This is a genomic window from Paraburkholderia oxyphila NBRC 105797 (assembly GCF_000685075.1).
In the GTDB taxonomy this organism is placed as follows: domain Bacteria; phylum Pseudomonadota; class Gammaproteobacteria; order Burkholderiales; family Burkholderiaceae; genus Paraburkholderia; species Paraburkholderia oxyphila.
In genome coordinates this window covers 1-14,840 of sequence record NZ_BAYD01000168.1, presented here as the reverse complement: position 1 = coordinate 14,840, position 14,840 = coordinate 1, and the positions used below count along the sequence as shown (strand labels likewise).

General features: G+C 58.9%; 9 protein-coding genes and 2 pseudogenes. 3 read left to right on the top strand and 8 right to left on the bottom strand.

Annotation, left to right across the window (positions count from 1 at the left end):
- Positions 1–30: 30 nt before the first annotated feature.
- From BO1_RS45955 to BO1_RS58605, 6 genes and pseudogenes are all read right to left on the bottom strand, one after another.
- A complete protein-coding gene (locus BO1_RS45955) occupies positions 31–1,653 on the bottom strand; it encodes a S53 family peptidase (RefSeq protein WP_043289069.1) in 1,623 nt (540 codons plus the stop codon).
- A 108-nt stretch (positions 1,654–1,761) separates the two neighbouring features.
- Positions 1,762–3,372: a S10 family peptidase gene (locus tag BO1_RS55625; RefSeq protein ID WP_043289063.1), complete on the bottom strand. Its 1,611-nt coding sequence runs from the start codon at positions 3,370–3,372 to the stop codon at positions 1,762–1,764.
- A 677-nt stretch (positions 3,373–4,049) separates the two neighbouring features.
- Positions 4,050–4,430: a transposase gene (locus tag BO1_RS55620; RefSeq protein ID WP_245644110.1), complete on the bottom strand. Its 381-nt coding sequence runs from the start codon at positions 4,428–4,430 to the stop codon at positions 4,050–4,052.
- Between the two features lie 303 nt (positions 4,431–4,733).
- Complete coding sequence (locus BO1_RS45940; protein WP_156992782.1) at positions 4,734–5,882, bottom strand: hypothetical protein; 1,149 nt, start codon at positions 5,880–5,882, stop codon at positions 4,734–4,736.
- A 116-nt stretch (positions 5,883–5,998) separates the two neighbouring features.
- Positions 5,999–7,633, bottom strand: coding sequence for a S53 family peptidase (locus BO1_RS55615; protein ID WP_084688799.1), 1,635 nt, complete (start codon positions 7,631–7,633; stop codon positions 5,999–6,001).
- A 288-nt stretch (positions 7,634–7,921) separates the two neighbouring features.
- Positions 7,922–8,222 (bottom strand): annotated as a pseudogene (locus tag BO1_RS58605) (IS5/IS1182 family transposase); the annotation flags it as partial.
- Positions 8,223–8,476: 254 nt separating this feature from the next.
- Here BO1_RS58605 and BO1_RS55610 point away from each other — a divergent pair.
- A pseudogene (locus BO1_RS55610) lies at positions 8,477–8,896 on the top strand (IS6 family transposase); the annotation flags it as partial.
- Here the strand turns inward: BO1_RS55610 and BO1_RS45925 are convergent.
- Positions 8,878–9,189, bottom strand: coding sequence for a hypothetical protein (locus BO1_RS45925; RefSeq protein ID WP_028223331.1), 312 nt, complete (start codon positions 9,187–9,189; stop codon positions 8,878–8,880). The pseudogene BO1_RS55610 and the gene BO1_RS45925 sit on opposite strands and share 19 nt — an antisense overlap.
- Before the next feature lie 273 nt (positions 9,190–9,462).
- On the opposite strand from BO1_RS45925, the gene BO1_RS56770 reads away from it, so the two are divergent.
- Together BO1_RS56770 and BO1_RS45915 are read left to right on the top strand one after the other, a co-directional pair.
- Positions 9,463–12,969: a phospholipase C gene (locus BO1_RS56770; RefSeq protein ID WP_052409854.1), complete on the top strand. Its 3,507-nt coding sequence runs from the start codon at positions 9,463–9,465 to the stop codon at positions 12,967–12,969.
- Positions 12,970–13,745: 776 nt separating this feature from the next.
- Positions 13,746–14,387 carry a hypothetical protein gene (locus BO1_RS45915; protein ID WP_028223330.1) on the top strand — a complete coding sequence of 214 codons (642 nt, stop codon included), beginning with the start codon at positions 13,746–13,748 and terminating at the stop codon, positions 14,385–14,387.
- A gap of 230 nt (positions 14,388–14,617) precedes the next feature.
- Here the strand turns inward: BO1_RS45915 and BO1_RS60850 are convergent.
- On the bottom strand, positions 14,618–14,840 hold a 223-nt coding region (locus tag BO1_RS60850; RefSeq protein WP_218002874.1), incomplete at its 5' end, for a hypothetical protein.

Sequence of the window (14,840 nt, the reverse complement as noted above, 5' to 3'; positions counted from 1 at the left end):
ACGTGAAAAACGACCAGACGAAAGCCGCAGTCATGCCAACGCCGCCTGGATCGCAGCCAGCAGCTTTTGCCCTTGTGGCGTACCCCATCCCGATACCGCGTCGTAGCCGGCGCCCGCGCTATAGCCGCCCGCCGAAGCCGTGTTGTTGTTGCCCGACGTCACGTCCGTGCAAGCGGCCGCCCCGAGCGTTGCTGCGCCGCCCGCACCCGCAGTCTGATAAAGCATGGGTGTCAGATACCCGACACGCTTGCCACCCGAGAGCTGGCTGTTGATCAAGGCGATCAACCCGGCCCATAGCGGGCTCGCGGCGCTCGTACCGCCATTGGCTTGCGCATGGCCATCCACCACCAGCAAATAGGGCGAAGCGTTCCAGTCCGCATTGGCGGCCACGTCGGGCATGCATCGGCCGGTGATGGCACCAGGATTCACCGACGTAATCGTGATGGCGCTTTGCCAGTCCGGACGCTGAAATACGTCGCTGACCCCGCCCCCCGAGCTGCCCCCCTGGTCGGCCCGCAGGCCGTCGCCCTCCATCCACACAACGTCCGCCGCCGCGCCCGCGAAATCGACAATGGTCGTTCCGCCTACGGAGAGCGCGTAGGGACTCGACGACGGAAAATCCACGTGCGCCTGCCCGTCGGCGAGCCCGTCACTCGAGCCGTCGTCGCCGGCGGCGACGCACACCGTCATGCCGAGATACGCCGCCTCCTTCAGCGTTTCGTTGATCTGCGACATCGCCTGATCGGACCAGATATCCGTGCCCTCGGGCGCGCCCCAGCTGATCGACAGCACGCCCGGATTATTGGTCTTGTCCTGCATCGCGGCGTCGAGTCCGGCGATCATGCCCGCCTCCGTCCATGCCGCAAAATAGACCACGATCCCGCTCTTTGGACACAGTCCCGCAATGACCTCGATATCGAGCATCACCTCGCCTTCGGCGCCGTCCTTGCTCTCGGTCGATGTGCCGTCCGTACTGACTGGCGTCACCGTCGGCACGGAGACGCCGGCTTTCTCGCAGAACTTGCTGAGATCGCTGGAGAAATACCCCCCGCCGAATTCGAGGATGCCAACCGTCTGCCCGGTGCCGTCCCCTTGAGGAAAGTCATAATGGGTTGCGAACTGCGCGGGTACATACCATGACGGATGCGAGGACGAAAGCGCCTGCGGCGCCGTCGTCCCGTGAACGGGCTGACGCCGGCGCCTTACGGTACGGCGATTGTCGAGACCGAAAACGCCTTGCACGATGTCCTTGAGCGCGTCGGGAATGAACAGATAGCCGACACGCCCACGGTAATTGCCGTCCGCGTGCGCGTAGTTGAAGAGCTTTACGTTGAACGCGGACTCCATCGCGCTGACCGGCCCGGCCAGCCGCACGGTCCTCGCGCCCAGGCTCGAACCGACCGTCTTGAGGCCGTATTGCGACATGACCTGCGTGACTTTGTCGATGTCGTCCTGTGAAGCACCGTAGCGCGTCGCGAGTTCGTCGCGCGTCAGCGGTGCAGCCGGGCGCGCCTCGAGGTCCGGCAGCGCCAGTTTTCGCCGCAGCTTCAGTGTCACTTCGATGACACCATGCGCGTTCGCCTGCCCCAATACCTTGGCGCCGGGCATCACGTGCCTGAGGCTCCCGGGCAGCTTGTAATTCGGTACGTTCATGATGGCCTCACTCGGCATTGCCACCAGCCGTTTTGCGTCAAACGGGGCCGCACTCGTCTCTGCGCCGGTGCGCGCCCCACCGCTCGCCGTGTCGCTTCGGTCAGCGCCTCAGTAAGGCGTGCGACTCATTCTCCGGCGATATCGCGCAATGCCCTCGATAGCCGTCTTCTCTGGCTGAACCGCTGCCTTGATGGCGGCGACGTGCGCTTGCGCCTCTCCATAGAAAGACGAGAGGTCTGTCTTCATCGCGGTTCTCGATGCGTTGTCGAGATAGATCATATGGCCCGAAGGATAGTTGTGGACAGACAGGTTCTGATCGATCTGCTCGCTGCCCACAGGCATGGTCTGGAACGTGATGAAGGTCTGGAAGAACGGCGTCACTGAGTCGTAATACCCGTTGGCCGAAAACACCCTCAGGTAGGGATTGACGGACATCGCGGCAGCAAGGTCACCTGCTGTGTACAGTGTTCCCGCCCCACCTTTCTGTGCCCCCGTTGGGTCGATATGACTGAAGTCCCAATTGTCGAAGGCCAGGTCGTTCAGGTCCATGAATGGCGATACCGATGTGTATTGCAATTCGTCGTTGAGGTACACGTTCCACATCGCCGTATACACGCCGTCCACGGCAGCCATCGTGGGATCGTTGCCGCCCGAATCCGGCGCGACGAATTCGGCAATGCCCGTGTCGATTCCCGTGACGCGGCCATCATAGGCGCCCACGGCCAGCCCGGCATCGAGCAACAGGCTCGTCAGGAACGCAGAACCGCTTCCGCCGGACGGATTGAGCTGCCAGTACTTGAGGACGATCGGCGGGATGCCGAGAATGTCGCTCAGGTGCTGGAGCACCGCCTCATCGATGTCGGGGTAGGCGTTCAACGCATTCGCATACGGACCGCTCGCGAACGCGCTCACCTCGTCCATGAACTTCGGCAGATCGGGGGGCACGGGAGACAACGAGACTTTCTTGTGAAACCAGGCGTCGGCCGCGAACGTGGGAAGGATTCCGATCGGGTTGCCTGCCTGCGAATAATCGAGAATGGAAGACTGCAGAACGATCCCGTTCAGGTCGACACCATCTTCGTGCAGCAGCCACGTGAGCACACAGGTGCGCGGCGTGCCGTAAGACTCACCAAACAGATACTTGGGAGAATTCCAGCGGTTGAACACAGTCAGGTAACGCTTGATGAACTGCTTGATGCAGCCGGCGTCCTCGTCCACGCCCCAAAAGTCCGTGTTGGTGTGCGGCTCGACCGCCGTCGAGTAACCGGTGCCCACCGGGTCGATAAACACGAGGTCAGTCTGATCCAGCAGACTATCCTCGTTGTCTTCGAGCACATAGGGGGCCGGCGGCGTGAAGGCCGGCATGCTCGTCTTGATGCGCCTCGGTCCGAAAGACCCGAGAAGCAGGAAAACCGACGACGACCCGGGTCCGCCGTTATAGAAAAACGTGACCGGCCGCGAAGACGGCGTCGCATCGTCAGCAGTGAATGCCACGTAGAACACTTTGGCGCCTGGCCGCGAGCTATAGGCGTCGGTTGTGACGAGGTGACCCGCTCGCGCCGTATAGGCAATCGGCTTCCCGTTGAGCGTTAGCGTGTGATGCGTGATGGCCGCATTTTCTGTCACGTCGCTGATCGAATCATTGGGCCCGTATCCGTACGGCGTCGTGTCGGCAAGTGGCTGGTCGGGCGGCGCGCCATTCCTTGCAGTTGTGTTCATCGTGGATCTCCGTTTTCAGTTCAGTCGAAGACGCGCTGGCGCTTCGACGTCGTCCTGTTGACGGTCTCTTACGCCAGCCGTCACAGGCAATCCATCAATCGATGCGAAGACGATAGTAGACATTTGATGCACGATGAACGCACCGCTCACAAGCGTGCAGGGTGCTGCTGTCGCGCCAAGGAAGATTGTCGGCCTTCGTGAAACCGTGTTCAGGTTGACACCGCTTGCGACGTGATGAACATCGTTTCGATGCTTCACATATTACGAAGTATAGAAAATCGCCCGTTGTTTCCAAGGCACTTTCCGACGCCCATCACTATCGATCGAACGAAATCGATGAGCCGCTTACGAAACAATTGCAAACCAGCAAGGAACAAAAGCCATGAAAATCTCATTGTCTTTTTGCTACGCAAGGCACGTTTTGGTCAAAGCGGCTGCTTGCCGTTGCCCGTAAGAATCGGGATTGCGGACTTTGCCGATTAGCAGGCGCCCTCCTGGCGTGCCCCGTAGGTCGCCTGGCTTACAACTGGTTGCCAGTTTCGCGGCTGCGCGGCATGGAGGATGCCGGTGACATTCACGAACCTGCGAAGCAGGATGGATAGTTGATGGAAATGGCGACTATCAGGCTGTTCAATCGGCGTTATCGTCAGCAATGCGAATCGAATTGACGTGACTGATCATGGCGCACTGCGCGCTGTCGTCGTGCCATCGCCGTGAATGACCGTCAAATCAAGCAACTGGTCATCATGAAGCCTGCGAACCGAGCCGGCAAAGATGCCATCGATACAACCCATGGCCTGCCAGCGACGAAATATCCGGTAGATCCGTGTGTAGTGAATTTCGGTCAGGCCTTGAGCATTCCTGTCGATCGGTAGCGTCTTCCATTGACATCCCATATAGAGCACCTGCAGGATGTAGTTGAAGATCTCGTGCAGCGACAGGGTCGGTGCTGGGCCGCGTCGGCCGTGACCTTTGGCCAGTTGCGGCAAGACAAACTGCCCGAACTGCGCTTCGCTCAATTTCGTTGGAATGGCCTCCCAGCATGGGTTTCCCGTCATTCATACGTCCAGAAATCCGGACTCTAACCTGACCGGGTCGGTCGCGCCGAAACCCAGCCCCAGCATGGTTCGCAGAAAGATTCGATGATCCCGAAAAACTGGCAACCAGTTGGCTAAATCAGTGACTTGACCGGAGATGTGGCGGATTTTTCACGAATCCCGGCCACCCCTCCGAGTGGCGCCCCATTGTGAGCCGTCGATGGGAGACATAGAGACGGCGGCATCGAGGCAGACCGGATGGCTATCATCCGGTCTGCGCAAGTCAGCCGTTTCGGCGGCTTCGGGTCCGCCCCGAGCTCACCCTTACCAGTCAACGAGCGTGGCCCATGCAGCGAGTGCTCCGTTAACACTGCTGTACACGCCGAAGTGATTGTACTGTTCACTTGACCAGGCATTCCTGGCTGGATCCGGTAGGGTTTTGCCAGCTTTATCTACCGCTACAACGACCGCATCGGAGATGTTCCGGATGAATGAAAACGAGACCGTTGCCTGTCCAATGGCTGCAGCCACTACGGCATCGTCCATTTCCAATGCTGCCCACTGCGGAGAGTTGCCTTCCGCGATGAAATAGGTGTCGGTCGTCAGAAGCGGCGTGTCACGGAAGATTCCAACCTTGGGTGCTCCCAGATTTGCGGGATTGATGGGGCCGTTTATCAGGTCGGCCAGAGAATAGGGAATCAGGCTGGCGTCTTTCGGATCACGCTTCGCCTGCTGCAGGATGCGCTGCCACTCGTCCATTGTGGCGACATCAGAAAGCTTGTAAAAGAGTTGCGCCTGTACTTTTGGCAAGAGATTATCTGTATTGGGGAAAAAGGAGCTGGAATACAGCTTGCCGTTTTCGGGCGACCCGGAATTCTCGGGTAGCGTCAGTTTGCTCGTCGCACAGTTCGTAATCGCAACATCACCCAGATTCTGAGCATCGGTTGCCCCACCAGCCGTGCCAATGGAATATAGCCGGCTTGGGTTGACCTCGGTTAAGAGGTTCTTGACTTCCTGCGTCAGGCCGTCCAGATATGGTGGGTGAGCAAGATGTGCGTCCGACTTGAAGAGCATGATTCGTCGGTTTTGCCCGCCGAGTGTCTTGATACCGACGATTTTGTAGTAACCCCAAAGTCGATTTGCTCCGGATCCGGAATTTGGTGCACCTCCTGTGTAGAGATACCATGAGCTGATCGCTGGTTCAGCTGATGACGGCGATTCTGCCTTGCCACTACGAATGAAGACATGGTCCATGGCCGCCCATTCAGCGCTGGTCCAGGTCATCACGATCGCGTCGGCAGAGGGAAGCGCTCCATCTGGCCCAGGATAGTCAGTGTCGACGATGGTGGGTGCCTCGCAGCCGACCAGACTCCAGTCAATCGCCGGGAGCAGTGAGGGTTCGGTTAGCGCCAGCGTGCGCAAGCTGATGTCATTGAATCGGGACATTTGTTTTACCTTTGCGTGAATGGCCATGCAGCGCGCCGGCAGAAATGACTGCGATTGGCGCGTTCGAGCAGCACTGCGACAGGCAGTTGATTTGCCGCGTGCAGGTTCACCAGCCAGGCGGCACCTGGCTGGTTCACCACCGGTTATGGAAGTGCCGCCTGCAGGGCTTGTCCATCGACGCTCCCGAGTCCCGTGCAGGCGTCCCAGGTCGGGTTCACCGAATATCCCTTCACATCGTTATAGTTGTTGTTCACGGGGCCGGGCGCGCCGCCTACAGCTCGAAACACCGTTGCCGGGAGATTGTAGAGCAGGGGATTCAGATAGCCCGCCGGATGTCCCTTGTTCGCGTTGATCCGTGCAATCAGGCCTGCGTAGAGTGGTGCGACTGCGCTCGTTCCGCCGACTGGTTGAGGTGGCTTGCCATTGCTTACCTGCAGGTAGCCACTGTACTCGCTGGCATTACCCGCGATATCAGGTACCCCTCGACCAGCCTGTCCGGTATTTACCCGTGTCGGGAGCGGCGCCTTGGACTGGAATGATGGAACCGGAAAGCGCGCGCTGATTCCGCCACCGGTCGCGCCGCCGCCGGGGCCGTCATTCCAGACCCATTCCTCAAAATTGCTCCCGTTCACGTTGCCGATGGTCGTGCCCCCGCACGCTGTGACCCATGGATCGGATGCAGGGTAGCTGACTTGCGCCTGAGTCCTGCTTTCGACGAAGGCTCCTGTGTCGCCCGAGGATACGAGCACGGTAATCCTGTTCGTGCTCGCGTCTTCAAACAGCATCGAAAACTGATTCCACTCGCTGTCTGAAAAGCCGGGTAACCCTATGTCGTCTGGACCCCAACCATAGCTGATCGATATGATTGTCGGTACAGGTTCGCCAGCATCTGGATGAATCATCATCTGCAAGGCGTGAATCATGTTCTGGGTCTGGGCTCCGGCAAAATAGACAGCGATTGTGGCCTCCGGAGCAATGGCGCCGACCACCGTGATGTCGAGGCCGGTTTCGCCGTCAGAGCGCCCGGAATTTTTCGTGCCGTCGACTGGGACATCGACGATTGTGGGCATGGGAAGATTGCCGAGCGCCGCCATCGTTGCCGCGATGTCCGATTGTGCGTAACCCGCTGGGCCCCCGCTTGTCTTCATCTCATAGAGTCCCACGGTCTGCCCCTGCCCTGTGCCCGATGGGAAGTTGTAAAGGGCGGCGACCTGAATTGGGGTCAGTGGATGAGTATTGGGTGGATTCGTGCTCGCTCGCCTGCGGGCGGCCGCTGCAGTTGAAAAATGTGTCACGGGAATCTCTCGGTCTGTCAAACCCGCAACCGCTTTTACATAACTGGCTATTGACGATGGCACGTTCACCGGACCATCGTGACTACGATATGTGCCGCCCTGGTACTGGTAGTCGTTGAGTTGGAGATTGAACGCCTTGTTCATCGCCGCAACCGTGCCGCTTACGATCACAGTTCGCCTGGCGGAATTTGATGCCTTGACGTCGAGCCCAGCGCTGGTGGCAAACTTCTCAACCGCCTCGAGCTCTGCCGGATCGGCACCATGGTTTGCCACAAATGTTTCTCTCGGTGGACGATCGTAGTTCCTTTTGCTGGCTGCTTCCGCTGTTGCTTCAGCAGCCGGTTTGATAGCGCCCTGTCTGCGCCGAAGGAAAATCGTTACGGTAAGCTCCTGTGATTCATCGGTTGGCCCCAACTTCCTGCTACCCTCGGGATGAGGATGCTCACTACCCTTGATCGGAATGTATGCCGACGACGATGCCATGATTGCCTCTCAGATGTGTTAAGGTTAACTAACTGAAAAACTCATTAAAGAAAGATAACATCAAAAAATCATGAAGACTGGGCTATGACGCAAAGCAGCGTATTTTCCTGCGCGAAAATATGTAGGAATGGGTATGTAGTTTTTGAATAATTTATGTCCACGCGGGACAGGCCATTTCCTTCTGTGATTATCGTTATGATTTAGAAATCGTGGTGGATCGCGCTTGGATTTTCTGGCGTTGTTGCATAAATTGAGCGTAGGGACGAAGTGACCTCCATGTTTTCGATCTCAGGCGATACGGACGGACTGCGGGCGAGCGCCACATGCGGTTGAGCACGCCCACACGAATCGACACTTCGGTCGACTGGGAGCCGATCTCGCGAGCCCACAGGCACGGACCCGTGAGTATCTTGAGTCTGTACATCATGGCCTCCGCCCGCAAACGCCGGTGGTAGCCACTCTCTTGCTTCCATTCGCGCCTACTACTCTTCGCGATAGCATCGATGGTCTCATTGCGCCAGGTGCGGCGCCTGGACCAGCCGTGCTTGCGGACCTTCCACTCGCCTTCGCCGCAGACCTTCAGTCCGGAACGGGAGCCACATAGCGAGATACGACGAAAATCTAGTGCCTGGGTCGTGCCAGATCAAGGGCAACCGAAGATTTCACGTATCGCAATGTGGCCTGACGAACAGATAGCAACACCGGTTTCGAAACAGGTAACCGCACCTCAAGGATGGGGACAGTGACCATGAAGGGTTGGGCAGCATCATGTTTGCCCATACCTGGACAATTCGACTTGTAGACTGGTTCTGGTCTATGCCGACTGTGGACGTAACGCTGATTGAATATCTTTACCGAGCCGTCGACAAGAACGGCAACACCATCGACTTTCTACTACGCGCCCGTCGGGACAAGGCTGCAGTCCGGCGTTACTTTGAGAAGTCGATCGCCCAAAATGGGGCCCCCGAGACGGTGACCATCGACAAAAGCGCTTCCAACCTCGCCGCGCTCGAAGCGATCAATGCCGACCGTGAAACGCCCATCAAGATCCGCCAGTCGAGATATCTCAACAATCTGATCGAGCAGGATCATCGGGCGATCAAGCGACGAACTCGGCCCATGCCGGGATTCAAGACTTTTCGCCGTGCCCGGATCCTTCTGGCCGGTATCGAACTGATGCACATGATCGTGAAAGGACAGATGAAGTTCGCTCGCGGAGCCCACCCGTCCGCCGCTGATCAATTCTACAATTTCGCAATATAAGCAGTACTTCGCATACCGATCACGCTCGCCCTTCGATCCTTACCGCGACAAAGCCCTCGCTCTACCAGGCCTTCCTTGCGGATGTGGCTCTTGCTGACGTGCTCGATCTCGATGCCGGCTGCGGCGCAGACCTCTTGCGCACGCTCACGGATGCGTTCGCGCAGGGGCTCGGCGAACCCGGCGTAGTCGAATATGCGAATCCGCTGGGCGTTCAGAAAACCCGTCGTGCCCAGCGCGTAGCACGCACCGGGCAGCGTGCCCGTGATTAGGATCGGGTCAAAGCACGACAGCATGCCGCGCAGATTCGCCGCGTGACGCTCAATCAGATCTTCCTCGATGGTTCACTTCGACATCGGCTGGCTATATGGCTAGGCATCGTACTACCTGTTTGGTTCCGGCTCGTCCAGCTTGGGAATGCAAACATCGTGAACCAGGAATTAAAAAATCGACTCATCGAGAGGGCGCGACCTACAATTTCACTGCGTAACACTCTCTCGTGCGCAACGGTCATGTTGCGCCGGAATCCGCGGTGACGTTCGCCGGAATACGCTACCAGTGAGGCACGCATGGACTCGCTCGCAAGCATCAAGCACATCATCATCCTGATGCAAGAGAACCGATCGTTCGACGAGTACTTTGGCACGCTGCCCGGCGTTCGAGGCTTTTATGATCCCAGCGCACTGCCCAATGTCTTCGCACAACAGTTTCCGTCTGGAATCGTGTATCCGTTTCGCATGGACGTCAGCACGACTTCGGCCGAGGCGATTCCCGACAACAATCACGGCTGGACGGGCCAACAAACGGCCTGGAACAACGGCAAGATGGACCAATGGGGCAATCCCATGTCCCAGACTTATCTCACGTCCATGGGGTATTACGCCTCGGCAGATGTTCCCTATCAGTACGCGCTGGCGCAGACTTTCACTATTTGCGATGCGTACTTCTGCTCAGTGCTGGGGCCAACGACCCCTAACCGGCTCTACTTCATGAGCGGGACGATAGACCCCGCTGGAACCGATATCAGCTCAACGCTCAACAATCCCAAGACTCCAGCCGGCCAAACCAACGCCCTGCCTTCAACTACGGGCCCGCTCTTCACCTGGACCAGCTATCCCGAACAACTCTCTGCCGCCGGGGTCGATTGGGCAGTTTACGAGGAGGATCCGGGCGACAATTTCAACTTCGACCTGAACCTTGCCGCATACTTCACCGGATGGCAAAACGCTTTGAACCAGGTAGCCGCACTGAACAAGACGCCCGGCGGCGGACTGCGCACGGGCTCACAGCAGTTCGAAACCGATCTCAAACAGGGAACACTGCCGACAGTCTCGTGGATCATGCCGCCAGCCAGCAAGAGCGAGCATCCATCTTGGGCGCCAGCGGCCGGCGCCAACTATGTGGCGGGCAAGATCAGCGCGCTGATGCAAAGCGCTTACTGGGACGATACGGTCTTTATCCTCACCTACGATGAGAACGACGGCAACTTCGATCACATGGTGCCGCCGACGGCTCCTCCGGGCACGCTCAATGAGTGGATCTCCCCGCAGCAGGCATCAGCGGCCGGCATGCCTCTTGGCGGTCCGATTGGCCCAGGGTTCCGAGTTCCGTGCATCATCATCTCGCCATGGACCGTGGGCGGCCGGGTATGCCAAACGCAGTTCGATCACACCTCCATTTTGCGCTTCATTTACCAGGTGGTCAGTCTGGCACCCGGCGTTGTTCCGAGCGCTGTGCGGCCGCAAAACATCAGTACCTACCGCTGGACACAGCTTGGTGACTTGACCGATGCGTTCGACTTCTCAAATCACGTTGCCGCGGCGGACGTCCCGGCGTTGCCGACCGCGCCTCCCTATGTCGCGCCGTCACCACCGCTGCCGCTACCGATGCCCCCAAGCCCGCAAGTATGGCCCCCGGTTAACAAAGACTGCTTTTTCACCCTCGACCGCAGCAGTTTCGGTCAGTCCGAAGTTGAGGCGATGCTAACGCCGCCCGCCTCTGGGCCGGCGCTGTTCCCATCGGCCTTGTTTCTCGTTATCGATGGTTTTGCGCTCAGCGGTCTGGGATTTCAGACGGTAGCGCAGGCAATCGCTGGCGCGCCGCTGATCGTGCTTGATCCGCCGCAACCGAGCATAACGTTCCAGGCGACCGGTTTCAGCTCTGATAACCCCTCATTTCCGCCTTCGCCGCAGCGTTTCACCTACACCTACGCGGCGCAGTTCGCTGACGCGAGCGCATTCGGGCCACCGGGGACAGAGTTGCCGGTAAATCTCACGGCCTCAATTGCGGGCGTGTCTTGTCTCGCGCAAATCGATCTGATCTCTGCAGTCGATCCCTATATCCTCCACGGTCAGACCTGGTATTTGAGCTGCGACACGCGTGTCTTTCAGATTCCGGCCAACGGGCTGCTCGCGGGGTTGGCGACCCAGCCGCAGCTTACGACTCCGGCTGACGCGTACGACTATATCTCCAAAGTCCTGTCGCAGCTCAACAACGGTCAGGCACCGCCCAGCGTTTTCGACGATATCTCGACCGATGAGACGGCATCACAGCTCGAACTCTCACAAACGGTCAATAATCAATACGTCTTCAACTTCGCGCTCGCCCGCGTTCGCTATCTCATCAACGCGCTACCGACTCCCGCGCCTGCGCCGGACGCCCCCGTATGGAGGGTTTTCTTTCGCTTGTTTCGCTGCATGTCGTCGGCCACCAACTACGACCAGGAGACAACCTATCCGGTTGGCGGCAGCGGTGGTGTGGTCGCGCCGCTGCTCGGCATTGTCGGTGGCGAATTGGCGACCGTTCCCTGCTTCGCGCAGAACCGCGTGCCTTCGCTCGATATGCAAGCGGACACCGCCAATGTGATGACGTGGGGCCAAATAAGCCCCAGTCCAACTGTCCAGGAGGCCTACTTCGGGTGCTGGCTCGACATAAATCAGACCACGCCGCTTTTCCCGGAATTTCCGGCATCCAACAACGGGCCGTTTCCAGCAAACCAGAACCTGCTGCCACTTCAGCAGCTTCTTGCGAACCGTCACGTGTGCATGGTGGCGGAGATCAACTATCCGCCCGATCCGGTCCCGGAAAACGCATCAACCGCACAATCCGACAAGCTGGCACAACGCAACCTGGATCTCGTGCCGGCGGAGAACCCCGGCTGGCCGCTGGCACATCTCGTATCAAGTGTTTTCGATATCAGATCCACCTCTGCACGGCAAACCAGGCTGGATGAGCTGATGTTCGACTGGACCGCCTTGCCTCCGGGCAGTGAGGCGACTATCTATCAGCCGAGCTTAAGCGCGGCGGCAATCCTTCAGCTTGCAAGCGACCTTTACGTCACGAACGCCTTCGAGATGATCGATGCTTTCACGCTGCGCTGCGCGGCCCAAGGGGTCGTCTATTTGCCGGTTCCGCCGGGCAGCGGTAACATCGCGGGGCTGCTCTCCGTGCAACTCCCGCAGAACCTGCAGGCGGGGCAGAGTCTGAACGTTCTTGTGCGGCAGATCACGCATGTTGCGGTCGAGGACGATACCCGAATTGTCCGTGCGGTCGGCTCGTCGCCATCGGACTCGTGGAGGCTGGTGCTAGGCGCATTCCAGGTGGGCATTCCTGTAACGATTTCACAGGATATGCTCCCGGCAGAGCAGCGGACACTCTCAGTATTGCGATGGATTTTCTCTGCTACCCCGGTTAATTCTCGCTTCTACCCAGTGCTGCAACGATACCTGGGGCAAATCGCCGATCGCGTTACCGGGTTGGGCGGGGATCCGAGCCAGATCTACCCCTCGCCCAAGGGCAACTGGTGCCAGCCCCTGCCGTCAGCCCCAACCTGCCATGGCCACCCTGAACCTCACGATGTCACAGGTAAGGTCGACGCGTTGTTCTACGATCGATTTGGCGATTTCGAGGCCTTCCGCCTGGTCACAAACCAAGGCCGCGAGCACGTTTTCGACAGGTGTAACCGCCATGCTGAGCGCCTCGTGCGCGAAGCGTGGGAGCGTCAGTTTACGCTATGCGTCTATTTCGATCTGATGGAGCCTCGCCTAGCCGTAAACCTCGAGCTTCGCCAGCGGTAACCAGAGTGTCGCCGCATACTTGGAGCGCCTTTATGTTCTTACGTCACGCAGAGAATGAGGAGGGATACCTCGCGCTATTCGAGGTGCGACGGTAATCGCCGTCGCGGGATCAGCAGGGGGAAGGCGTTCTGTGGCAGCAGGTGCGTTCGGTATCCTGAATAATATTACATAAGTTCATTCTGTATTGACATGGACTAGAATGAGCTTGCGCGGCAGAAATCTGATGTCATCCGGCCGGGCGGGGGAAACGTTGTCAGAAGATGCCAACAAGCTATCTCCCCTACGAGCCGCAGCAGCAGATGTTGCTGCCCCACGGCTAGCGGCCCTTCAGGCGGCCGCGATAGTACAACCACGTCATGAATGGTGCACTTCACGATGAGCTCCTTCCCGACTTCCCAGAATGCTGCCGGACAGCCGATGCGTTTGACTCGGCCATTGCGGCCGTTCGACCCGACGTCGCTCCAAAGTCAGCTTTCGGAGGTACAACTGCCATTCGCGCTGTCGTCTCGACCGGCGAGTTGTCGGCCGTTATAGGTAGTCGGTCCGGCAAGGACCGTTGACGACTACGACGCTGGGCGGTTTGACGTGCCGTCGTCCGTCTCGAGAAAATATTCCATCCGTAAAGTCCTCATGTACGCCGGTACCCAAGGTATAGCGTGACCCTGTTTGCCCGGCCGCCGCACTCATGGACAGGACGCCCTTGTCCCTGACCTGCGTTGAACGGAACCGCCCGGGGTGTTAAGGTAGACCGGGTCACGGATGTACGAGGTCAGGGCATGTCACGCGGGTCACAAGCGCAGTACGTAATTTCGTCGGAATGGGCAAAGCAGAAGGCGCAACTGCTCATCCAGCTGGCGGGTGGCAAGGGCGCGCTGAAGTACAGCCATGCGCTTGATGCGGTGGCCATCGGCTGCGGGTTTCCTGACTGGCAGACCCTCCAGACCATCATCGTGCGGCTTGAAGCGGGAGCGGCTCATGAGCTCGACATCACACCAATGATGCTCGCCGACGACCTGCATGTGGACGACGCGACTCACGTTGCGCGCCTGCGTAACCAGCTGAAGGCCGTCAAGAAATATATTGCCTGCACGCCTTCTAAAGCCAGGACGCTCGTCACGCTCTGGGCCCTGTCTGACTACTCGCAGCCTCATGGCGAGGTCGACCTCGATGCGCCGCGTGCGAGGGCCTTTCCTGCGAACCTGGAGTCCGACCTCACTGGTCCGGCGGGCGACATTGAATCTTCTTCCGGGGCTCCAACCCTGCCCGGAGCCACATCCGAAGGAACCGGCGTATCCGGAACGTCGGCAGACACCCTCCCGACCGCCGCTTCCGGGTCTGAAGGAGAAGCGCCTTCCGCGCCGTCGGCACTTGCCGTGGCGGTCACCTATCGCAAGCGTCGTACGGTCGAGCCTCGGTGACATCCTCATCCCCACCCGAAGGGGCTGACCGCCCCGATGAATAGATTCAGGCCAATCTAACGAGTGTGCCGTGCCCAGTTCAGAAGCCACCACCCCGTATTCGCACAACGAATGCGTGAGACTTCGCGAAGGGAATAAGAGGTGGCGCTGTGATTGGGACGATTCAGCCCACCAGCGAGCCTGGCCTACCAGGCTCGATGATTCTATCGTCGGCATTGGAAGGTCCGATGTCAGGCGCGGGACGGCCATTTGAATGTGCGGTTGGCCGCAAGGGCGAACGGCTGCAACTGGCCGCAACCCGGCCGCCTCTGCTGCGTTTCCCAGCAATCCGTGAAGAACCTTTTTGTCCTGCGAGAACGCTCACTGTAGACCTGATTGTCACCAATACGCCGCCTCAGCGCGGCTGACCACCGATGATTGTCCCGCTGGCGCAACAATCCATCGCGCCCGGAT